At 65.6% G+C, this 21,650-nt stretch carries 17 protein-coding genes; 8 read left to right on the top strand and 9 right to left on the bottom strand.

Annotated features, from left to right (window positions below):
- The first annotated feature begins 116 nt into the window (after positions 1-116).
- The gene (locus ACTZWT_RS14855) at positions 117-782 is read left to right on the top strand and encodes a peroxiredoxin (protein WP_444770633.1); all 666 of its coding nucleotides are present in this window, start codon (positions 117-119) and stop codon (positions 780-782) included.
- 88 nt (positions 783-870) lie between these two features.
- Entirely contained in the window at positions 871-2,244 is a 1,374-nt protein-coding gene (locus ACTZWT_RS14850) for a M23 family metallopeptidase (RefSeq protein WP_444770448.1), read from the top strand.
- Here the strand turns inward: ACTZWT_RS14850 and ACTZWT_RS14845 are convergent.
- The 5 genes from ACTZWT_RS14845 to ACTZWT_RS14825 all read right to left on the bottom strand — a co-directional run bounded on the left by ACTZWT_RS14845 (position 2,241) and on the right by ACTZWT_RS14825 (position 9,433).
- The gene (locus ACTZWT_RS14845) at positions 2,241-3,167 is read right to left on the bottom strand and encodes a DMT family transporter (protein WP_444770447.1); all 927 of its coding nucleotides are present in this window, start codon (positions 3,165-3,167) and stop codon (positions 2,241-2,243) included. The two genes, ACTZWT_RS14850 and ACTZWT_RS14845, sit on opposite strands and share 4 nt — an antisense overlap.
- A 103-nt stretch (positions 3,168-3,270) precedes the next feature.
- Positions 3,271-4,158, bottom strand: a complete 888-nt coding sequence (locus ACTZWT_RS14840; protein WP_444770446.1) for an NAD(P)-dependent oxidoreductase — start codon at positions 4,156-4,158, stop codon at positions 3,271-3,273.
- 2 nt (positions 4,159-4,160) lie between these two features.
- Positions 4,161-5,292, bottom strand: a protein-coding gene (prfB, locus tag ACTZWT_RS14835) for a peptide chain release factor 2 (protein WP_444770445.1) whose coding sequence is annotated in 2 segments (ribosomal slippage) — positions 4,161-5,222 and positions 5,224-5,292 — 1,131 coding nt in all. Because the reading frame shifts where the segments join, the coding sequence is not laid out codon by codon here.
- A gap of 104 nt (positions 5,293-5,396) precedes the next feature.
- Positions 5,397-7,889 carry a penicillin-binding protein 1A gene (locus tag ACTZWT_RS14830; RefSeq protein WP_444770444.1) on the bottom strand — a complete coding sequence of 831 codons (2,493 nt, stop codon included), beginning with the start codon at positions 7,887-7,889 and terminating at the stop codon, positions 5,397-5,399.
- 206 nt (positions 7,890-8,095) lie between these two features.
- Positions 8,096-9,433, bottom strand: a complete 1,338-nt coding sequence (locus tag ACTZWT_RS14825; RefSeq protein ID WP_444770443.1) for an N-acetylmuramoyl-L-alanine amidase — start codon at positions 9,431-9,433, stop codon at positions 8,096-8,098.
- 698 nt (positions 9,434-10,131) lie between these two features.
- Between ACTZWT_RS14825 and ACTZWT_RS14820 the strand changes: the two genes are divergently transcribed.
- Positions 10,132-13,308 carry an Rne/Rng family ribonuclease gene (locus tag ACTZWT_RS14820; RefSeq protein WP_444770442.1) on the top strand — a complete coding sequence of 1,059 codons (3,177 nt, stop codon included), beginning with the start codon at positions 10,132-10,134 and terminating at the stop codon, positions 13,306-13,308.
- A 72-nt stretch (positions 13,309-13,380) separates the two neighbouring features.
- On the opposite strand, the gene ACTZWT_RS14815 is transcribed toward ACTZWT_RS14820, so the two are convergent.
- The 3 genes from ACTZWT_RS14815 to ACTZWT_RS14805 all read right to left on the bottom strand — a co-directional run bounded on the left by ACTZWT_RS14815 (position 13,381) and on the right by ACTZWT_RS14805 (position 16,315).
- On the bottom strand, positions 13,381-14,718 hold the full coding sequence (locus ACTZWT_RS14815; protein WP_444770441.1) for a dicarboxylate/amino acid:cation symporter: 1,338 nt from the start codon (positions 14,716-14,718) through the stop codon (positions 13,381-13,383).
- 104 nt (positions 14,719-14,822) lie between these two features.
- The gene (locus tag ACTZWT_RS14810) at positions 14,823-14,969 is read right to left on the bottom strand and encodes a hypothetical protein (RefSeq protein WP_444770440.1); all 147 of its coding nucleotides are present in this window, start codon (positions 14,967-14,969) and stop codon (positions 14,823-14,825) included.
- Positions 14,970-15,127: 158 nt separating this feature from the next.
- Positions 15,128-16,315, bottom strand: a complete 1,188-nt coding sequence (locus tag ACTZWT_RS14805) for a pyridoxal phosphate-dependent aminotransferase (protein ID WP_444770439.1) — start codon at positions 16,313-16,315, stop codon at positions 15,128-15,130.
- A 111-nt stretch (positions 16,316-16,426) separates the two neighbouring features.
- Here ACTZWT_RS14805 and ACTZWT_RS14800 point away from each other — a divergent pair, with 111 nt between their 5' ends.
- The 4 genes from ACTZWT_RS14800 to ACTZWT_RS14785 all read left to right on the top strand — a co-directional run bounded on the left by ACTZWT_RS14800 (position 16,427) and on the right by ACTZWT_RS14785 (position 20,247).
- The gene (locus ACTZWT_RS14800; RefSeq protein WP_444770438.1) at positions 16,427-17,857 is read left to right on the top strand and encodes a M48 family metalloprotease; all 1,431 of its coding nucleotides are present in this window, start codon (positions 16,427-16,429) and stop codon (positions 17,855-17,857) included.
- A 204-nt stretch (positions 17,858-18,061) separates the two neighbouring features.
- Positions 18,062-18,439: a BA14K family protein gene (locus ACTZWT_RS14795; protein WP_444770437.1), complete on the top strand. Its 378-nt coding sequence runs from the start codon at positions 18,062-18,064 to the stop codon at positions 18,437-18,439.
- A gap of 196 nt (positions 18,440-18,635) precedes the next feature.
- Positions 18,636-19,265 carry a peroxiredoxin gene (locus ACTZWT_RS14790; RefSeq protein WP_444770436.1) on the top strand — a complete coding sequence of 210 codons (630 nt, stop codon included), beginning with the start codon at positions 18,636-18,638 and terminating at the stop codon, positions 19,263-19,265.
- A 214-nt stretch (positions 19,266-19,479) separates the two neighbouring features.
- Entirely contained in the window at positions 19,480-20,247 is a 768-nt protein-coding gene (locus tag ACTZWT_RS14785) for a DsbA family protein (protein ID WP_444770435.1), read from the top strand.
- A 112-nt stretch (positions 20,248-20,359) separates the two neighbouring features.
- On the opposite strand, the gene ACTZWT_RS14780 is transcribed toward ACTZWT_RS14785, so the two are convergent.
- Positions 20,360-20,572, bottom strand: a complete 213-nt coding sequence (locus ACTZWT_RS14780) for a hypothetical protein (RefSeq protein WP_444770632.1) — start codon at positions 20,570-20,572, stop codon at positions 20,360-20,362.
- A 607-nt stretch (positions 20,573-21,179) separates the two neighbouring features.
- Between ACTZWT_RS14780 and aroQ the strand changes: the two genes are divergently transcribed.
- Entirely contained in the window at positions 21,180-21,629 is a 450-nt protein-coding gene (gene aroQ / locus ACTZWT_RS14775; protein WP_444770631.1) for a type II 3-dehydroquinate dehydratase, read from the top strand.
- Positions 21,630-21,650: the final 21 nt, after the last annotated feature.

The following is a 21,650-nucleotide window of genomic DNA, read 5'->3' as shown; positions in this document are numbered from 1 at the left end:
ACGCCGAATCCTTGCAACCATATCCCGAGGCCAGCGGATTTGCCCAGCAGCGGCAGTGCCGCAGCGATCTCCGGAGCGCCCTGTTTGACCCGTCGAAAGCGACGAAAGGAAGGCGTATGTCCAAGCAAACGCGCAAGAATCCCTCGAAATCCGAAGCGATGAAGAAGCCGGCGACGAAATCTGCGGCCGCCGTCTACAAGTCTGCAGCGACGCCATCGGCGAACAAAGCCGCCGCCAAGGCGAAGCCGTCGGGCGGGGCCAAGGCCAAAGCCAAAGCGCCCGGACAGACTGCCAACACAAAGCCTGCAGCCCCGGCCGCCGGCCCCGCCGAGGGCGCCAAGGCGCCGGCCTTCACCCTGCCCCGCGACGGCGGCGAAACCGTCACGCTGGCAAGTTTTTCCGGAAAGAAGCTCGTGCTCTTCTTCTACCCGCGGGCGAACACGCCGGGCTGCACCAGGGAAGCGATCGACTTCACCCGGCTGAAACAGGCCTTCGAAGAGTGCGGCACGGCTGTTGTCGGCGTCTCGGCGGATTCGGTGAAGGCGCAGGATTCCTTCCGCGACAAGCACAGCCTGGCGACGCCGCTATTGTCCGATCCCACCCATGCGATGCTCGCGGCCTACGGCGCCTGGGGCGAAAAATCCTTATACGGCCGGAAGTTCGAGGGCATTCTTCGGAGCACGGTGCTGATCGACCGGGACGGCAAAATCGCGCGCGTCTGGCGCAATGTGAAGGTCGACGGGCACGCCGATCAGGTGCTCGCTGCTGCACAATTGCTTTGAATCCATTTTCCTAAAATTAACCATGACGGGGTCAAATCTGCCCGCGCGTTGAGCCGACGAAATGTATCCGTCCGGCGCGGGAGTATCGATGTCCTACCGTTCCGGTCACCATTCCGAGCATCAGCAACACCACGCCCCGCACGGCCGGCAAACGCCGTACCGGGCGCATCGCCCGCAGCCAGGGGGCCAACCTGCTCAGGCCGCGGCCGAGGCCTCCAGCTACACCTTCGCCCATGCCGGCAGGCAGGTCCGGATCGGGCCCGTGCTGTTCTGGATCGTGGTCGGCACCATCGTCCTGCTCGGCTGCTGGTCGGCCGCCACCGCGACCTATTTCGCATTCCGCGACGACGTCCTGACCCGGCTGATCGCGCGCCAGGCCGAGATGCAATACGCCTATGAGGACCGCATCGCCGAGCTGCGCGCCAAGGTCGACCGCACCACCAGCCGGCAATTACTCGACCAGGAGCAGTTCGACCACAAGCTCGACCAGGTGATGCGCCGCCAGACCATGCTGGAGTCCCGCGCCAGCGCGATGAGCACCCTGCCCGACGTCGCCGTCACCGGCAGCATCAAGAGTTCACGGACGCCCGCACCGGACAGTGCGCCCGCCGGGCCGCTGAAGCCGTCGCCGATCAACGACACCGTGATCTTCATTGCGCCGCCGGATCGTGAAGCGCGGCTGGAGTCGCGCTCGCCCGTAGCGGTGCCGGCGCTGCCGACCACCCAATACGCCAAGGTTCAGGGTCTCGACACCGCGCTGACGAAACTCGAACAGTCGCTCGACCTCGTCGAGAAGCGGCAGATCGCGACGCTCGGCTCGGTCGAGGAAACGTTCGAATCCCGCGCCCGCCGGATGCGCGGCGTGCTGACCGATCTCGGCCTCGACGCCCGCGGGCTGGAAGCCGCAGCGCCGCGCGCCGGTATTGGCGGTCCGTTCGTGCCGCTGAAGGCGCCGTCTGCCAATGCCAGTGCGTTCGACCGCCAGCTCTATCGGATCAATCTCAGCCGATCGCAGCTCGACCGCCTCAATCGCGCGCTGACGCTGGTGCCGTATCGCAAGCCGGTGCTGGGTGATGTCGAATTCTCGTCCGGCTTCGGCGTCCGCACTGATCCGTTTCTCGGCCGCCCGGCGATGCACACCGGCCTCGACTTCCGCGCCTCGTCCGGCGACCCGGTCCGCGCCACCGCGATCGGCAAGGTCGTCAACGCGGGCTGGCAGGGCGGCTACGGCCAGATGGTCGAAATCGACCACGGCAACGGCCTGTCGACGCGCTACGGCCACCTCTCGAAGATCATCGCCAGGGTCGGCCAGAGCGTCCAGATCGGTCAGATCATCGGCGAAGTCGGCTCCACGGGCCGCTCCACCGGCCCGCATCTGCACTACGAAACCCGCATCGACGGCGAAGCGGTCGACCCGCAGAAGTTTCTAAGGGCGGGGGTTAGGCTGGCGGGGGCGAGCTAAGGTCGCTCTGTCCGCCACCTGCGCGCTTCGAACCACGCAAAGGCACGGCCGTCGATGATAAGAAGCGCGCTGGCAATCATGCTGCCGCCCATCAGTTCACGAAGGCCGATATTTTCGTGCAGCACGACGGTGCCGAGCAGAACGGCCGTGACTGGGATCAGGAGCGTCACCAGCATGACGTTGGTCGACCCGGACCGCGCGACAATCCGGAAGAACAGCACGTAGCCGAGCGCGGTCGAGAGTGTGCCGAGCGCCACCACGGCCAGAATGACCGACAGGCTAGGAACCGGCAGGCTCAATGGCTGATCGACACACGCCGCGACGACGCCCGTGATGATGGCCGCCGCCAGCATCTGCGAAGTCGCCGTGGTAAGCGGCGCGAAACCGATCAGAAGCCTTCGGGCCAGTAGCGCCGAAAGCCCATAAGAGAGCGCCGCGCAAAGACACAGTGCCACGCCGATCCCCGTCTCGGCTTCCCGCAGGTCCAGGCCACGGAGGACGGCGACTCCGACCACGCCAGCCACGACTCCGATGACACGCCGTGCCGTCAGCCGCTCCTCTCCGGCTACCGCCATGATGACAACCGTGAACAAAGGTGTCGTCGCATTGAGCACGGACGCCAGTCCGGTTGAGATGAATGTCTGCCCGGTCACGAGGCAGGAGAACGGAACGACGTAGTTGAGACAGGCCATTCCGACAAAGGGCCACCAGCCGGCGACTCCGCGCGGCATCGGAATCCTGCGGGCCCAAACGATCGGGAACAGGACCAGCGCAGCGATCGCGGCTCGGAGGAAAACGATGGTGAAAGGCGGCAGCTCCTTCAGAGCTACGCCCACGAAAAAGAATGATGCGCCCCACAGGATCGACAGCGTGACCAGCAGCGCCCAATCCCGTGGATGAATAGGATGAATTCCTGACGCCATGATCGCACCTCGCGACGTCAGTCATCTTCGAGAGAGTGCCGCCCCGCCACCCGAATTCCGAATGCCGGTCGAACACCGCCGTTCAACGGCGCGGTGCCGCTTGCTACTTGCGCGGGCGTGACGTCGAGACGACCTCGACGATTTTTGCCTCGTCGTCGTCGGGCGCGGCATCGGTGGCGCGCGCATAACTCGCGACCGCTGCAAGCGACAGCGGTAGCTCCAATCGCAGCGCTTTCGCCAATTCGATCGCGTAGCGTGCGTCCTTGTGTCGGAGCGCCGCGGTAAAGGTGGCGTTGGTGAAGTCGCGGTCGATCATCCGAGGTGCCTGCCGCAGCACCTGCGGACTGGCAACGACACTGCCCGCGAGCGCTTCACGCACCAGCGCCATGTCGAGGCCGGCCTGCTCGGCGATCGCGATGCCTTCGGCGATGCCGGCTATCTGGATCGCGCCCATCAGATTGTTGATCAGCTTGTAGACAGTGCCGGCCCCGACGGGACCGAAATGCCGGATGATCCGTGACAGCGGCGCGAGATAGGGGCGCGCCGCGTCGAGATCGCCCGGCTCGGCGCCAATCAGCAAGGTGAGTTCACCGCGTGCGGCAGCGTCGGGCAGGCCCGTGACAGGACAATCGATGTAGGTCAATCCACGCGCACGCAGCGCCGCGGCGAGTTCGAGCGCATGTTGATGCGAGACGGTCGAACATTCGATCGCGACTGCACCAACCTTGGCCGTCGTCGCGACACCATCGGCGCCGAGCCAGACGGCTTGCGACGCCTCATCGTCGGCGACCATGGTCACGATCGCATCGGCGGCGTGTGCGGCCTCGGCCGGCGTCGCAGCGCGGCGCGCGCCGCGGCTGATCAGAGCGTCGGCCTTTGCCGGATTGCGATTCCATACCGCGACGTCGAAGCCGGCGTCGAGCATCCGGCCGGCCATGCCATGGCCCATCTTGCCGAGACCGATGAAGCCGACTTTTGCGGGAGCGCCCACGCTTAGTCCACGTCCTCAACTGACCCCGGCCCGGTCCCGAACGCACGCTGCGCCAGGGTCGCGGCCATGAATTCGTCGAGGTCGCCGTCGAGCACGCCGGAGGTGTCGGAAGTCTGCACGCCGGTGCGCAGGTCCTTGACCATCTGATAGGGCTGCAGCACGTAGGAGCGGATCTGGTGGCCCCAGCCGATCTCGGTCTTGGCGGCTTGATCGGCGGCGGCCTGCTCCTCGCGCTTCTTCAGCTCGATCTCGTACAGCCGCGCGCGCAGCATGTCCCACGCCTGGGCGCGGTTCTTGTGCTGCGAGCGGCCGGCCTGACAGACCACCGCAACGCCGGTCGGGATATGGGTCAGGCGCACCGCGGATTCGGTCTTGTTGACGTGCTGGCCGCCGGCGCCGCCCGACCGCATGGTGTCGACGCGAACGTCGGACTCCGCGATATCGATCTTGATCGAATTGTCGATCACCGGGAAGATCTGCACCGACGAAAACGAGGTGTGCCGCCGCGCGTTGGAATCGAACGGCGAAATCCGCACCAGCCGGTGGACGCCGGCTTCGGTCTTGAGCCAGCCATAGGCGTTGTGCCCCGAGATCTGGATCGTCGCCGATTTGATGCCGGCTTCTTCGCCCTCGGATTCTTCGAGATACTCGACCTTGAAGCCGTGCTTCTCGGCCCAGCGCGTGTACATCCGCAGCAGCATCGAGGCCCAGTCCTGGCTCTCGGTGCCGCCGGCGCCGGCGTGGACTTCGAGATAGGTGTCGAAGCGATCGGCCTCACCCGACAGCAGCGCTTCGAGCTCGCGCCGTGCCACTTCCTTCTTCAGCGCCTTGAGCGCCGCCTCGGCCTCGCGGACGACGCCCTCGTCGCCCTCGGCCTCGCCGAGTTCGATCATCTCGACGTTGTCGGTCAGCTCACGCTCGACCTTGCCGATGCCGGTGAGCGAATCCTCCAGCGAGGTTCGCTCCTGCATCAGCTTCTGGGCCTTCTGCGGATCGTTCCAGAGGTCGGGGTCCTCGGCGAGCTTGTTCAGCTCCGCGAGGCGGACGGTCGACTGGTCGACGTCAAAGATGCCTCCTCAGCAGCCCGACTGACTGCTTGATCTCTTCGACGAGGCGTTCGGTTTCTGCGCGCATGGAATCTCTGCTGGGCGGCGGCCCTCGAAAGGTGGCCGCAAAAGTGTGAGACGCGATTTAGCGGGCGACGCGGCAAAGCGCAATCGCCCCGATCAAGCGGCCCGTCAGTACAGGCCGCCCGTCCCCGGTCGCATGAAGCCGCGATCGTCCGGCGGCGGGGCCTGCTGCTGGCGCCCGTCGACGTCGGCGACGCCGATCACAGAATAATTGTCCGGCGGCGCAGTGCCCGGCTTGAACGCCTCGAGAATGGTGCGCCCGCCGTCGCCCGGGCCGGCGCGCATGCCGGACTTGGCGTCGACGCGGACCAGCTTGATGCCGGCCGGCACGCGGAACGGCACCGCCGGCTTGTCGGCGAGTGCGAGCTTGAAGAAGTCCTTGGCGACGGGCGCCGCGAGATGACCGCCGGTGGCGCCGCGGCCGAGATTGCGCGGCTTGTCGTAGCCGAAATAGATCCCGACCACGAGGTCCGGCGAGAAGCCGATGAACCAGGCATCCTTCTCGTCGTTGGTCGTGCCGGTCTTGCCGGCGATCGGCTTGCCGACCTCGCGCACCACCGTCGCGGTGCCGGCCTGCACGACGCCTTCCATCATCGACGTGATCTGGTAGGCGGTCATCGGATCGAGCACCTGCTCGCGGCGATCGACCAGTTGCGGCTCCGGCTGATTCTTCCAGCCCTCCGGCGCGTCGCAGCCGCGGCATTCGCGGGCGTCGTGCTTGAAGATGGTGCGGCCGTAACGATCCTGGATGCGGTCGATCAGCGTCGCCTTCACCCGCCGTCCGCCATTGGCGAACATCGAATAGGCGGTGACCATCCGCATCACCGTGGTCTCGCCGGCGCCGAGCGCATAGGACAGATAGTTCGGCAGTTCGTCATAGACGCCGAATCGCTTGGCGTATTCGCCGATCAGCGGCATGCCGACGTCCTGCGCCAGCCGCACCGTCACGGTGTTGAGCGAGCGCTGCAGCGCGTTGCGCAGCGTGACCGGACCGTAATACTTGCCGGTCGAGTAGTTCTCCGGCCGCCACACGCCGGCGCCCTGCCCCTGGTCGATCTCGATCGGCGCGTCGATCACCACGGTGGACGGCGTATAGCCGTTGTCCATCGCGGCCGAATACACCAGCGGCTTGAACGACGATCCGGGCTGGCGATACGCCTGCGTCGCGCGATTGAACTGACTCTGGTCGAACGAGAAGCCGCCGACCATCGCCACCACGCGCCCGGTCCACGGATCCATCGCCACCATCGCGCCCGACACTTCGGGGATCTGTCGCAGCCGATACTGCCCTTCGACGGGCTTGCCTTCCTTGTCGAGCAGCGGATCGGCATAGATGACGTCGCCGGCCGACAGCACTTGCGACACCGAACCCGGCGTCCGGCCGCGCTGCGGACCGGCCGCGGCTTTCGCCCATTTCACGCCGTCGAGCGCGATCAATCCGGACTCGCGCTTCTTCGACACCGCGCCGCCGAGTTCGCGGCCGGGCTGGAAGCCGATCCGCGCCGACTTATCGGATGTCTCGAGGACAACGGCCATTCGCCACGGCGAGATGTCGGACAACGACTTGACCTCGGCGAGTTTCACGCCCCAGTCGCCGCTGATATCCAGCTTCGAGACCGGGCCTCGCCAGCCCTGGGCTTCGTCGAATTTGACGAGGCCGGCGGTCATCGTCTTGCGCGCCTCGACCTGCAGTTTCGGGTCGAGCGAGGTGCGGACCGACAGGCCGCCTTCGTAGAGCTTCTTTTCGCCGTAGCGCTCGAGGATATCGCGGCGGACCTCCTCGGCGAAATACTCGCCGGCAAAAGTATGCGCGCCGGTGCCGCGGCTGGTGACGGTCAGCGGATCCTTGCGCGCCTTGTCGGCGTCGGCCTGCTTGATCCAGCCGTTTTCCACGAGGCGGTCGATCACGTAGTTGCGGCGCTCGACCGCACGGTCGTGGTTGCGGATCGGATGCAGCGCAGCGGGCGCTTTCGGCAGCGCTGCCAGATAGGCCGCTTCCGACAGGGTCAGTTCGTTGACCGATTTGTCGAAATACACCAGCGATGCGGCGGCGACGCCGTAAGCGCCGAGCCCGAGATAGATCTCGTTGAGATACAGTTCGAGGATGCGGTCCTTGGAATAGGCCCGTTCGATCCGCATCGCCAGCAAGGCTTCCTTGATCTTGCGGGTGAACGACACTTCGTTCGTCAGCAGGAAGTTCTTGGCGACCTGCTGGGTGATCGTCGACGCACCCTGGGGCCGCCGATTGGAACCGATGTTCTGCGCGTACAGGATCGCGGCGCGCGCCATGCCCTGATAGTCGATGCCGCCGTGCTCGTAGAAATTCTTGTCTTCGGCGGCGAGGAAGGCGTTGATCACCAGCTTCGGCACGGCCTGAATCGGCAGATACAGCCGGCGCTCCTTCGAATACTCGCCGAGCAGCGAGCCGTCCGTGGCGTGGACGCGCGTCATCACCGGCGGCTCATAATCCTGGAGCTGAGAATAATCAGGCAAGTCCTTGGAGAAGTGCCAGATCATCCCGGCCGCGGCGGCCACGCCGACCAGAAACACGATCGTCCCGGCTGCGAACAGAAAGCCGAAAAACCGCAGCAGCAAGCGCATCAGTTGAGTTCCGTTTCACCGAGGACCGCCCGACGCGGCGAAATTCCCTTGGACGAGATTGGCATTGTCCGCAACCTGCCCCATCGCCGCCGGGGCCGGCCTCAAGTCTGCACCGAATAATCTGGACCGAAATCGCGAACTGCACTGCGGTCTTATAGAACTTCCGCTGTGGCCAAACTAGGGCCCGGCCGCGCCGAAACGCCGGCTCAGTTCGGCCTGCCGGCCGAGACCAGCCGCTTGGCAAAAAACGAATCGATCGCCTGCGAGACCGCGCCGACCGTCTTGGTGCGCCACTGTTCGGAGACCAGTTGCTTGAGGTCGCCTTTGTTCGAAACGTAGCCCAGTTCGATCAGCACCGACGGCACGTCGGGCGCCTTCAATACCCGGAAGCCGGCGGATTTGAGAGGATTCTTGTGCAGCCGGGTCGTGCCCTTCATCTCCCGCATCAAGGTCCGGGCGAACCTGTTCGAAAACGTCTTGGTCTCGCGCTGCGCGAGGTCGATCAGGATGTCGGCGACTTCGGTCGGCTCCTCGGTCAGGTCGACGCCGCCGATCGCGTCGGCCCTGTTTTCGGCGTCCGCCAGCCGCTGCGCTTCTGCATCCGAGGCCTTGTCGGACAGCGTGTAGATGGTGGCGCCCCGGGCGTCGCCCTCGCCGCGCGGCAGCGCGTCGGCGTGAATCGACACGAACAGCGCGGCGGACTGGGCTCGGGCGATCTTCACCCGGTCGTTAAGAGGGATGAACGTGTCGTCGACGCGAGTCAGCACCACGCGATACTTGCCGCCCTTTTCCATCTGGTCGCGCAGCGCCAGCGCGAATTCCAGCACCAGCGCCTTTTCGGCGACGCCGCTGGCGGATTGCGTGCCGTTGTCGATCCCGCCATGTCCGGGATCCAGGACGACGACCGGCCGCGGGTCGTCCTTAGCCGCATCGGCGCCGGCCGCTTCAGTTTTGGCGGCGGCCGCCCCGACAGGCACCGCCGAGGTGGCATCGGCCATGCTGACCGAGGGGCGCAGTTCCGGGGCCTTCCCGGCGCCCAGCGACTCGACGAAGGCGGTGCGATCGACCGAATCGAGTTCGACCACCAGCCGCGCCGGCTGGCCGTTGGCGGCGTCGAGCATGTCGGCCCTGGCGATCTTCGCCGGCCCCGCCAGTTCGAGCACGATCCGCGAGCCGCCCGGCATCACCAGACCGTAGCGAAATGCCTTGATCAGGCCGCGGCTTGTGTCATTGACGCCGGACGGAAGACGAAAATTGATCTGCGGCAGGTCGATCACGACGCGATAGGGATCCGCCAGCGTGAATGCGCGCACGGGAACCTTGCTGTCGAAATCAACGATAAAGCGCGTCTGTTTGTCGTCACCAGCGAGGCGAGCGTCGGAAGCGACCGGAAAGCCGTTCACCATTGGCGCCGCGGCGCTGTGGGCCGGAGCAGCGTCCCGAGCTTCGGCCGCGCCCCCCTGGGTCGGCACCGCGCACATCCATACTGCAGCGCACGCAACGGTTGCGCTGAACAAAACAAAATGATTTGCGCGCCCCTGCAACGAATCCCGCCCCCGTCAGCTGGTCCTTTTACTGCATTAGAACCGCGTGGTTAATCGCCGCTTAAGCAATGCGATTCGAATTAGATGCAGTGTTGCCGGGCAGCGACGCTCTCCTTGCAAGCGAGAGCCAATCCACGTATGTATCTGGTGCTGACGGTCTAATCTTCCGGTTGTGTCGCGTTCAGCCTTTCGGCGCAGCGTGGAATCCCTCGACAATCGAGCAGCGGGATTTTGCGTCTTTTCCGTCCCCTCCGAGTCAGCGCAGTGCGCGGCCAGGCAGGTGCGTCGGTTCAGCCCGAGCGGCGTCCGGTCCCCGGGCCTCTATCCTACCAGGGACGGTTCAGACTCTTCATGACCGACCAGTCCGGCCTTCCGGCCGGATGATCATGCCGGTGAGCGCTTCGGCGCGAGGCCGGTCCTTCAGCAAGAAGACACGGCGGATGCTTTGCCGCCACTCGTTCAGACGGGCCGACGCTTGATGCGCCATATTGCGATGCCGAACCGGACCCACGCAAAGGCCGCGCCGCCGCGAAGCAACAGCTTCGCCACGCGCAACGCCTCGGGTTCAACGCCGGCACGGCGCGGTGAAGTGCGTTTCGGCCTTCCCCTCACCCCCGAATCAGGTGGACCGTCGCGTTATCCGGCCGCGCCTTTTGCGCTGGCCGTCTCGCGCGCTTTCCGCCGCCAAGAGTTCAAAAATGCCCAACAAGATGCTGATCGACGCCACCCACCCGGAAGAGACCCGGGTGGTCGTGGTCCGCGGCAACCGCGTCGAAGAGTTTGATTTCGAGACCGCACAGCGCAAACAACTGCGCGGCAACATCTACCTCGCCAAAGTCACACGGGTCGAACCGTCGCTGCAGGCCGCCTTCATCGAATATGGCGGCAACCGGCACGGCTTCCTCGCCTTCAGCGAAATCCATCCGGACTACTACCAGATCCCGGTCGCCGACCGTCAGGCCCTGATCGAGGCCGACGAGCGCGCGCATCGCGAGGCCGAGGAAGAGAGCGAGCAGCGCTCGACCCGTCGCCGGTCGCGGCATCGCAGCCATCGCCGCCGCGGCAATGGCGAGCGTGTCACGAGCGAGATCGTCGAGGCTTCGGCTGACGTCGCGGCCGAGCCGCACGATCAATCCGCCGACCACGCCGACGCCAGCCACACCGACACCAGCCTCACGGACAACGGACACGAGCACGCCGACCACGAACGCCTGATGCACGAGTTCCCGGCGCACGAAGCCGGCGATGCACCGCAGGCAGCGTCGGACGAAGCCGAAGGCCATGACGGCCACCACGATGCCGAACGCCAAGAGCATCAGGCCGATTCGGTCGGGCACGACGAGACGGCCGTTGCGCCGAGTATCGTCACTGACGAACAGCCCGCCCTGCCCGACTTCGCCACCGCTGCAGCGCCGATCGCGCCGGAAACCGAGTCCGACGATCACGATCCCGATAACGGTTACGCCGAAGACGCGCCGTTCCCGATCGCCGAAGGCGACGGGCATGAACACGGCGACGATCCGGCCGACGCCGAGGGCGACCTCGACTCCGAGGAGGACGCAGAGTCCGATTCCGAAGCGGACGACGACGAGGACGACGAGTCCGAGGAAGACATCGTCGAATCCGTCGGCGGCGACGATGTGCTGGAAGAGGTTCCCGAGCGCGCCTTCCGGCCGCGCCGGCAGTACAAGATTCAGGAAGTGATCAAGCGCCGCCAGGTGATGCTGGTGCAGGTCGTCAAGGAAGAGCGCGGCAACAAGGGCGCGGCGCTGACGACCTACCTGTCGCTCGCCGGCCGCTACGCCGTGCTGATGCCGAACACCGCGCGCGGCGGCGGCATCAGCCGCAAGATCACGTCGGCGCAGGATCGCTCCCGCCTGAAGGAAGTGGTGCAGGATCTCGACGTGCCGGAAGGCATGGGCATCATCCTGCGCACCGCAGGCGCCTCGCGCACCAAGCCGGAAATCAAGCGCGACTTCGAATATCTGATCCGGATGTGGGAGACCGTCCGCGACGTCACGCTGAAGTCGCAGGCGCCGACGCTGGTCTACGAGGAAGGTTCGCTGATCAAGCGCTCGCTGCGCGATCTCTACAACAAGGAGATCGACGAAATCCAAGTGGCCGGCGAGCCCGGCTATCAGGAAGCGCGCGATTTCATGCACATGCTGATGCCGAGCAATGTGCGCGCGGTGAAGCTGTATCGCGACGGCCAGCCGCTGTTCTCGCGGATGGGGGTCGAGAGCCAGCTCGACGCGATGTTCTCCCCGACCGTGCAATTGCGGTCCGGCGGCTACATCGTCATCAACCAGACCGAGGCGCTGGTCTCGATCGACGTCAATTCCGGACGATCGACCCGCGAGCACCATATCGAGGACACCGCGCTCAAGACCAATCTGGAGGCTTCCGAGGAAGTCGCCCGGCAGTTGCGTCTGCGCGACCTCGCCGGCCTGATCGTCATCGACTTCATCGACATGGACGAGAAGCGCAACAATCGCGCGGTCGAACGCAAGCTCAGCGACTGCCTGCGGCAGGATCGCGCCCGCATCCAGGTCGGCCGGATCTCGCATTTCGGCCTGCTCGAAATGTCGCGCCAGCGCATCCGCGCCAGCGTGCTGGAAAGCTCGACCGAGCCCTGCCCGCATTGCGGCGGCTCCGGCCATGTTCGTTCGGTGTCATCGGTGGCGCTGCAATTGCTGCGCGGCCTCGAAGAAATCCTGATGAAGGGCGCGACCCACAATCTGATCGTGCGCACCCGCGCCGATGTCGCGCTCTACGTCCTCAACCAGAAGCGCGGTCACCTGCGTGATCTCGAAACCGGCTTCAAGGTGACCTTGTCGGTGATGGCCGACCCGACCGTCACCGGTCAGCAGTCGTTCGTGATCGATCGCGGCGAGCAGGTCCACACGCTGGAATCCGCCAAGGCGCTGCTCGCAGCGCAGGTCGCGGCTTACCCGGTGCAGGCCGAAGAGCCGTATGAAGACGACGAGGGCTACGAGTTCGAGGCCGAGATCGAAACGGACGAGACTGTCGGCCTGGCCGACGAGCAAGCCGGCGACAGCGCCGAGGCCGAAGGTGAAGGCGACGCCCGCAAGCGCAAGCGCCGCCGCCGCCGCCGCCCGCGCACCGGCGAGGCCCGCGAAGCGGGCGCGCCGCGCGAGGATGGCGACGCCGCCCCTGCTCCTGAAGGCGTAGCAGCCATCGCCGAGGACGACAGCGAAGACGGTGACGACGGCGCCGACAGCGCTGAAGGAGACGTCGAAGCCCAGGCCGATCCGGCGAACGGCGAACGCCGTCCGCGTCGCCGTGGCCGCCGTGGCGGTCGCCGCCGGCGCGGCGCTCCCGAAGGGGGCCTCGACGACGGCGCCTCCGGCTCGATCGTCGACGATCTCGGGGAGTTGGAAACGTCGGAGGCCGCCGAGGCTGCAGCCGATATGGACGGCGGCGGATCGGACGATCGCCTGCTCGGCAGGCGGCACGAACCGGACATCGATGACGATGAGACTGCCGAGCCAATGGCGACTGCGTCTTCGCCCGCTATCAGCGAGCCGGAACAACGCGCAGAGCCGGAACAGGTGGTGCAAAGCGAGTCGGTCGGCTCTGCGTCTGCCCAGGAAGCCGCACCGTCGGCTCAGACCCAGGATGATGCCGCAGCCGAGCGGGCTGCCGCCCGCCGTCGGTCCACGGTGCGCGAAAAGGTGAACTTTGGCTCGCCGGAGCCGAAGCCGGAGGTCTCGACGCCGCTGGCGATCGAGCCGGCCGCGCAACAGCCTGAGCCCGCGCAACCGGCCCCCGCGCCGCAGGCCGCTGCCGAGCCGGCTTCGGAAACTCCCCGTCGCGCCGGATGGTGGTCGCGCCGCTTCGGCGGCGGCAACTGACCAGCCGCGCAACAACCCGACAAAAAACCGCCCGGCCAAAAGCCGGGCGGTTTTCGTTTCAGGGACCGCTGATCAGCCGGTGGTGATTGCGGTCTCGACGTCGGACGGGTCGACCGTCTTGTTGAGGTTGGCATGCAGCCGGTCGTGATCGAGTTCGCCTTCCCACCACGACACGAACACCGTCGCGACGCCGTTGCCGGTGATGTTGGTCAGCGCGCGCACCTCGCTCATGAATTTGTCGATCGAGAACACGATCGCCATGCCCGGCACCAGAGCCGGATTCACCGCCGCAAGCGTCCCCGCCAGCGTCACGAAGCCAGCGCCGGTGACGCCGCTCGCGCCCTTCGACGTCAGCATCGCGACCAGCAGGATGGTGAGTTGTTCGGTGAATGACAGCTCGATGCCGAGCGCCTGCGCGATGAACAGCGTCGCCAGCGTCATGTAGATGTTGGTGCCGTCGAGGTTGAACGAATAACCGGTCGGCACCACCAGCCCCACCACCGACTTCGAGCAGCCGAGCCGCTCGAGCTTTTCCATCAGCTGCGGCAGCGCGCTCTCGGACGACGAGGTGCCGAGCACGATCAGCAGCTCGTCCTTGATGTAGCCGAGGAACCTGAAGATGTTGAAGCCGACGAATTTCGCGATCAGGCCCAGCACAACGAACACGAACAGCGCCGCGGTCGTGTAGAACAGCGCGACCAGACCGACCAGATTGCCGAGCGCGGCGGGGCCGTATTTGCCGATGGTGAAGGCCATCGCGCCGAACGCCCCGACCGGCGCCGCCTTCATCACGATCGCGATCACGCCGAACACTGCATGCGCGGTGTCGTCGATCACGTCGCGAAGCCGATGGCCGCGCTCGCCGAGCGCCATCAACGCGAAGCCGAACAGGATCGCGAACAACAACACCTGCAGGATGTCGCCCTTCGCAAACGCCCCGACGACGCTTTCGGGAATGATATTGAGAAAGAAGTCGACCGCATGCATGTGGCCGGCTTGGTCGACGTATTTCGCCACGGCTCCCGGGTCCGGCTTGGCGGCGAGCCCGTGCCCGACCGGCACGAGATTGCCGACGACGAGACCGAGGATCAGCGCGAACGACGAGACCACTTCGAAATACACCAGCGCCTTGATGCCGACCCGGCCGACCTTGCGGGCGTCCTGGATATGCGCGATGCCGGAGACGACGGTGCAGAAGATGATCGGCGCGATCACCATCTTGATCAGTTTGACGAAGCCGTCGCCCAGCGCCTTGATCCACGGATTGGTTGCCAGATGCGGGGACAGCCATCCGACCAGAACGCCGAGCGCGATCGCAATCAGCACCTGGATATAGAGCACCTTGTACCAGGGCTTCGCGTTGGCTTGATGCGACGTTTCAGGAACGCCGACATCGGTCATCGTCGACATGGCTCACTCCGCTGGTCTCGATATGCCTGGCTTGACGACGTCGGGACGACCACAGGCAGACCGGTCGGCCAAATCGATTGGGAATTGAACGGAAGCTGTCCGGATCACCCTCGCCGGCTGTCGAACAGCCGCCGAACTGAGGGCAGAATCGCCGCGCCGAGCGCGTTCTTGAGCAGCACGCCGGCGAGGACGATCAGGGCGATCGCCCGAATGATGTCGACCTGCGATCCCGCGCGCTGCGGCCACAGCATCGCGGCAGGCGCGATGTGCCGCCCGGAGGACGGTGGCGCGGATGAACCGATCTGCAACGGCTTTCTCCAGGATGGAATTATTCGCGGTGCCTATTGCGACGAAATGCCGCTGAGATCAAGCCTCGAATCTGCATCCCTCGGTCACGCCGCCGGGAGGGTCACCGCAGCCAGGCTGTGATGCGGCGCACCGCCTCGCGCATGTCGTCCGCCGAGCGGGCGTAGGAAAACCGGACAAAATTCTTGCCCCGGACCGGATCGAAATCAGTCCCGGGAGTCGCCGCCACATGGGCTTCGGCCAGCATCCGCTTGGTGAAATCGAAACTGTCGGCGGTGAATTTCGAGACGTCGGCATAGAGATAGAACGCGCCGTCGGCCGGCAGGAAATCGGCGAGTCCGGCTTGCGGCAAACCTGTGATCAGGATCTTGCGGTTTTCCTCGTAGCCGCGCTTCACCGCTTCCATCTCGTCGCGGCCGTCGAACGCCGCTTCGGCCGCGATCTGCGACAGCGTCGGCACCGAGATCGCCAGATTCTGCTGCAGCCGCTCGACCGGCCGCACCAGCGGCTCGGGCAGCACCATCCAGCCGACCCGCCAGCCGGTCATGCAGAAGTACTTCGAGAACGAATTGATCACGACCGCGTTCGGCGACAGCTCGGCCGCGGTCACCGCCGGGAACGCGTAGTCGAGGCCGTGGTAGATCTCGTCGGAGATGAAGCGGATGCCCTCGCTCTCGGCGACCGCGATCAGTTCGGTCAACGCCCCACGCGTCATCATCGTGCCGGTTGGATTGGCGGGACTGCCGACCAGCACACCCTTCAGCGGCGCCTTGCGATGCGCCGCGAGCAGCGCCTCGCCGGTCAGCGCGTGCCGCGTCTCGCTATGGGTCTCGACCAGCACCGGCTCGCAGCCGAGCGCGGTGAGGATATGGCGATACGGCGGATAGCCGGGCACGGTCACCGCGACCCGGTCGCCCGGTTCGAACAGCGCCAGGAACGACAGGATGAAAGCGCCGGAGGACCCGGTGGTGACGACGATCCGATCGGGATCGACCTCGGTGGCGTAGACGTCGCGATAGTGCCGCGCGATCCGCGCGCGCAGCGACGGGAGGCCGAGCGCCGAGGTGTAGTCGATGCGACCCTGCTCCAGCGCCCGATGCGCGGCGGCGAGCGCCGCGCGTGGTGCGGACGCCCACGGCTGACCAACCTCCATGTGGATCACGTGGCCGCCGGCGGCCTCGATCCGCTCTGCGGCCGCCATCACATCCATCACCATGAAGGGCGGTACATCGCTCCGGGCGGACGCCGTCAACAATTGACGCGCCGCCGCTGTCTTGGTCGCATCGCGCATTGAAATCTGCTATCTCCCGCGCGGTTCGGTTCGGCGAAACCCGGCGGACGTCGCGCTGCTGCCGTATTGCTGGGCTGATCAGGGGAATATCCGGTATTCGAACCTCGGCCAATGCCCAAAGTGACGGTTGAAACTCTGCTCGAAGGATTGCGCCGGAAGGCCCGCGCGCAGGCGTCCCGGCTGGTGGCGATGCTCAGCGCCGCCGCGCTGGCGCTCGCCCCGGTTCCCAGCCTCGCGCAAGCGCCGCAGCAGAAGGGCCCGCCGCTGCTGCGCGACACCGAGATCGAGAATCTGCTGCGCGACTATACGCGGCCGATCCTGCGCGCCGCAGGCCTCGAAAAGCAGAACATCCGGGTCGCCATCATCAACGATCCGAATTTCAACGCCTTCGTCGCCGACGGCCGTCGCATCTTCGTGAACTACGGCGCGCTGATGCAGTCGCAGACGCCGAACCAGTTGATCGGCGTGCTGGCGCACGAGACCGGCCACCTCGCCGGCGGCCATCTGTCCAAGCTGCGCACCCAGCTCGCGCAGGCACAGACGCAGATGATCGTCGCGATGCTGCTCGGCGTCGGCGCGATGGTCGCGGGCTCCAAGGCCGGGCCGAACAGCGGCGCCAGCAATATCGGCGCAGCCGCGATCTCGGCACCGCAGGAACTGATCCGGCGGAATCTGCTGTCCTATCAGCGCCAGCAGGAAGAGAACGCCGACAAGGCCGCGGTGAAATTCCTCGACGCCACCGGCCAGTCGGCAAAGGGCATGTACGAAACGTTCCGTCGTTTCACCGACGAGAGCCTGTTCGCCGCACGCGGTGCCGATCCCTATGCGCAGTCGCATCCGATGCCGGCCGAACGTGTCCGTGCGCTGGAAGAGCTGGCTCGCTCCAGCGCCAACTGGAACAAAAAGGACGATCCCGCGCTGCAGCTCCGCCACGACATGATGCGGGCCAAGACCTCCGGTTTCATGGAGCGTCCCGACACCGTGTACCGGCGCTATCCGCCGTCGGACACCAGCCTGCCCGCGCGCTACGCCCGCGCCATCTCGACCTATCTGCGCGGCGATCCGCGTTCGGCGCTGGCCCAGATCGACAGCCTGATCCAGACCGAGCCGAACAATCCGTATTTCTACGAGCTGCGCGGCCAGGCATTGCTCGAGGGCGGCCGACCGCAGGAAGCGATCGCGCCGCTGCGCAAGGCGTTGTCGCTCAGCCGCAGCGCGCCGCTGATCGAGATGCTGCTCGGCCAGGCGCTGGTCGCCTCCGGCAACAAGAACACCACCGACGAGGCGATCCGGATTCTGCGCGCCGCGTTGTCGCGCGAGGGCGAAGCGCCGCTCGGCTACAGCCAGCTCGCGATGGCTTATGGTCGCAAGGGCGATTACGCCGAAGCCGATCTCGCCTCGGCCCAGGCGGCCTTCCTGCGCGGCGACAACAAGACCGCACGAGAACTGGCGTCCCGCGCAAAAACCCGCTTCCCGGTGGGCTCACCGGGCTGGGTCAAGGCCGACGACATCGTCGAAGCCAAGATGCCGGGACAGAAGTAGAGCTCGCACGCCTCCAAGCGTTGCCGACGCCGCAGCGGCTTAATCCCTACGATTGTCTTGCCATCCCGGCTCTGGCACACTCCCCGCGCGGCGAAGTTGTTTGACCGAATCGCGTCCGCGCACGGATCGACATCACATCAGATCCATTCGCATCGCCGCATGATCGATCCGGCTACGCGCGGCGGCAGCGAGGGAGATACACCCATGGTGAACTATACCGGGAAGACGAGCAGATCGCCGCGCAAGCTGATCACGCGGATGCTGGCGGGCGCCGCGCTGCTGACAATCTACGGACTGGGCTTTGTCGCCACGACCGGCATCGCGCTGACCGCTGCCTCGACGCCGGCGCATGCCTGGCGTGGGCGCGGCCGGGGACGCGGACGTGGACGTGGTTGGGGTCCCGGCCCGGCGATCGGACTCGGCATCGGCGCTGCGGTGATCGGCGGCGCCATCGCAGCCAGCGCGGCGGAAGAGGCGCGGCGTCGCGATGCGATCGGCTACTGCGCGCAGCGCTACCGCTCGTTCAACCCGGCCACCATGACCTATATCGGCAACGACGGCCGGGCTCGCCCCTGCCCGTAGTCGAAACGCGTGGTTGATCTGCGTTGAAAGCACTGACCAGGGTGCGCGATCGTTCGCTATAGTGAATTGGTGATCGCGCACCGCCCCGCCTCGACACGGCTTGAGCCGTTCCCGCTTTCACGGTGCCACGAAGCGTCACTCGGGCTCCCGCGCCGCGCGGGCTTGCTCATTTCATAGGCACACAGGAGTTCAATCGATGTCTCTCCATATCGGCGACACCGCGCCCGATTTTACCGCCGACACCACCCAGGGGCCGATTTCGTTTCACGACTTCATCGGCGATTCCTGGGTCTTCTTCTTCAGCCATCCCGCCGACTTCACGCCGGTCTGCACCACCGAGATGGGCAGAACCTCGAAGCTCGCGCAACAGTTCGCCGCCCGCAACGTCAAGCCGATCGGGCTGTCGACCGACACCGTCGACGAGCACATCAAATGGATCGCGGACGTCAACGACACCCAGCAGACCGATCTGCAATTCCCGATCGTCGCCGATAAGGAACTGAAGGTCGCCAAGCTCTACGACATGATCCACCCGAACCAGAGCAACACCGCGGCGGTGCGTTCGGTGTTCATCATCGATCCGAACAAGAAAGTCCGCCTGACCATGACCTACCCGATGAATGTCGGGCGCAACTTCGATGAGATCCTGCGCGTGATCGATGCCTTGCAGATGGCCGACAAGTACAACGTCGCCGCGCCGGCCGACTGGCGCCCCGGCGACAAGGTGATCATCCCGCTGTCGCTGCAGGGCGAAGACGCCGTGAAGGCGTTTCCCCAGGGCTGGGACGCGCCGCGTCCCTATCTGCGCCTGACCACCGTCAAGTAGGCCGCTGCAGCGTCACCCGGTCAGAGCGCCGGCGCTCGTGCGACGAGCGCCGGCGGACCCGATCGATCCGGCCCCGCCGTCTCGCGGCGCGCCGGCGTGCTGCGCCTGACTGAAACGTGTTCACAAATTGCGCGTAATTGGGCGGGAAAAGCGCTATGAAGCGCACGAATCCGTGCGCCATTCGTATCCGATTGTCCGTCTGAAGGGATTGCCCATGCCGTCGTTCCGCCGCTTAGCCGCCGCCCTGCTCGCGCTCGTTCTGATCGGCGCACCAGTTGCTGCCGCGGCGCAAAAATTCTCCGACGAGCAGCGCGGCCAGATCGAACAGATCATCAAGGACTATCTGGTGTCGCACCCCGAGGTGCTCGAAGAAGCGTCCGACGAACTGAGCAAGCGCCAGGCCAACGCCGCCGCCGAGAAACATCAGGCCGCGATCAAGGACAATGCCCAGGCGATCTTCAATTCGCCGCGCGGCGTGACGCTCGGCAACAAGGACGGCGACGTCACCTTCGTCGAGTTCTTCGATTACAATTGCGGTTACTGCAAGCGCGCGATGACCGACATGCTCACGCTGATGAAGGAAGACCCGAAGCTCAAGATCGTGCTGAAGGAATTTCCGGTGCTCGGCCCGCCCTCGGTCGAAGCGGCGCAGGTCGCGATCGCGGTGCGGATGCAGGCCCCCGACGGCAAGAAATATCTCGACTTTCACCAGAAGCTGATGGGCGGCCGCGGCCAGGCCGACAAGGCGCGCGCGATGGCCGCCGCCAAGGACGCCGGCTTCGACATGGCCCGGCTCGAGAAGGACATGGCGAGCCCGGAAGTCCGCGCCACCATCGAAGAGAGCTTCAGGCTCGCGGAAGCGATGGGGATGAACGGCACGCCGAGCTACGTGATCGGCAAGCAGGTGGTGGTCGGCGCGGTCGGCCTCGACACGCTGCGCCAGAAGGTGGCGCTCGCCCGCTGTGGCAAGGAACAGTGCTGAGCGTTGCGGACATCACGACCGATCAGGCCTCGCGAGGTGATCGGCATCGAGACCGCCTCCGATCGGCGGTCTTGATCGCGTGGTGCTCCGCCCTCGTCGCCCCGGAAGCCGGCTACGTGTGAAGGTCGGTTTCGGCGACCTGAACGCGGTCGGCATGGAGCGACCATTCATTCAGCCGCTCCATCTGGCAGAATTTCTGTTTGGCGATCTCAGTGGCATCGCGGCTGTTGGCCGCCTCGATTTCCAGCGAACTCTGGCAAATCTCGGCCTGCCGGCCGTTCTCGCCGAGGATGTCCTTCATAAATCGCACGATATATCGGGCCATAGTGCCTCCCGTTGAGCGTCTTTGCGATGCAAGCAGCATGCCTGGTATCAGGCGTGTCGGACCGCGGCGTCTGCTCGGGCGGTCCGGCCTCGTGCGCGTCGCCGCGTTAGCGGCGGCACCGATTTCTTGAATTCGAACCTACGCCTCCGGTTTCCGATTTACCAAAACAAAACCTCGACATTTGCCGCACCAGAAATTCGGGCATCCGATGCGGACCAAGGGCGAGAACCGGGGCCTTGATAGAACGGGATCTCGCGACTCTGGTTCCGTCGGCGACGGGCCCACTCCCGGCCTAACCGATCCCGGCGGCGGCCGGAAACGCCGGATCACGCTTTTCTGTGTGCCGACCAGCCGCCGGGATTGTCCGGATCATCATCCACTGCGAACGGATCGCAAAGCATTTGCGCAGGCTTGGCCTGCCATGCTCGTCCAAAGCATCAGCCGATTCAGGCGTCGGTGGAACGTGTTCAGGCTTCCCCTCAGCCGTGAGGTTACCTATAACGCCGGGCAATCAAGTGAATTTTGCCTGGACCCGGCGCTGCAGCGCCGGTTTTTGGCCCGACGGCGAGTCCGCCGGAGACCTTTGCTGACATTGCCGGAAATTCGGATGCCGCAAACGATTTACGTGCTCAATGGCCCGAACCTGAATCTGCTCGGGACCCGGGAGCCGGAGATTTATGGCCGCGCGACGCTGGCCGACGTCGAAAGGTTGTGCACCGAGACCGCCACCGGCTGCGGCCTTTCGGCCGTCTGCCGGCAATCCAACCACGAGGGCGAACTGATCGACTGGATCCACCAGGCGCGTGCCGAGCAGTCCGTGGGGATCGTGCTCAACGCCGGCGGCTACACCCACACCTCGGTGGCGCTGCACGATGCGCTGGTCGGGGTGCAGATCCCGACCGTGGAAGTCCACGTTTCGAACGTTTTTGCGCGCGACAGCTTCCGCCACCATTCCTTCATCGCGAAGGCCGCCTTTGCCAGCCTGTGTGGCTTCGGCATCGACGGCTACCGGCTGGCCATCCTTGGCCTCGCCGCGAAAATCGGCGCCAACGCCTGACCCGAGGCCTGACCCGCCCCA

It is taken from the genome of Rhodopseudomonas sp. NSM, from assembly GCF_052445935.1.
Lineage (GTDB): Bacteria > Pseudomonadota > Alphaproteobacteria > Rhizobiales > Xanthobacteraceae > Rhodopseudomonas.
Note: the sequence above shows the minus strand (reverse complement) of the source record. Positions and strands in the feature narration are given on the sequence as shown.

Bases quoted from the DNA above. Each gene is read 5' to 3' on its own strand.
- ACTZWT_RS14820 (WP_444770442.1), top strand. From the start codon at position 10,132: ATGCCCAACAAGATGCTGATCGACGCCACCCACCCGGAAGAGACCCGG.
- ACTZWT_RS14815 (WP_444770441.1), bottom strand. From the start codon at position 14,718: ATGTCGACGATGACCGATGTCGGCGTTCCTGAAACGTCGCATCAAGCC.
- ACTZWT_RS14850 (WP_444770448.1), top strand. From the start codon at position 871: ATGTCCTACCGTTCCGGTCACCATTCCGAGCATCAGCAACACCACGCC.
- ACTZWT_RS14790 (WP_444770436.1), top strand. From the start codon at position 18,636: ATGTCTCTCCATATCGGCGACACCGCGCCCGATTTTACCGCCGACACC.
- ACTZWT_RS14810 (WP_444770440.1), bottom strand. From the start codon at position 14,969: ATGCTGTGGCCGCAGCGCGCGGGATCGCAGGTCGACATCATTCGGGCG.
- ACTZWT_RS14800 (WP_444770438.1), top strand. From the start codon at position 16,427: ATGCCCAAAGTGACGGTTGAAACTCTGCTCGAAGGATTGCGCCGGAAG.
- aroQ (WP_444770631.1), top strand. From the start codon at position 21,180: ATGCCGCAAACGATTTACGTGCTCAATGGCCCGAACCTGAATCTGCTC.
- ACTZWT_RS14805 (WP_444770439.1), bottom strand. From the start codon at position 16,315: ATGCGCGATGCGACCAAGACAGCGGCGGCGCGTCAATTGTTGACGGCG.
- ACTZWT_RS14795 (WP_444770437.1), top strand. From the start codon at position 18,062: ATGGTGAACTATACCGGGAAGACGAGCAGATCGCCGCGCAAGCTGATC.
- ACTZWT_RS14845 (WP_444770447.1), bottom strand. From the start codon at position 3,167: ATGGCGTCAGGAATTCATCCTATTCATCCACGGGATTGGGCGCTGCTG.
- ACTZWT_RS14785 (WP_444770435.1), top strand. From the start codon at position 19,480: ATGCCGTCGTTCCGCCGCTTAGCCGCCGCCCTGCTCGCGCTCGTTCTG.
- ACTZWT_RS14780 (WP_444770632.1), bottom strand. From the start codon at position 20,572: ATGGCCCGATATATCGTGCGATTTATGAAGGACATCCTCGGCGAGAAC.
- ACTZWT_RS14855 (WP_444770633.1), top strand. From the start codon at position 117: ATGTCCAAGCAAACGCGCAAGAATCCCTCGAAATCCGAAGCGATGAAG.
- ACTZWT_RS14830 (WP_444770444.1), bottom strand. From the start codon at position 7,889: ATGCGCTTGCTGCTGCGGTTTTTCGGCTTTCTGTTCGCAGCCGGGACG.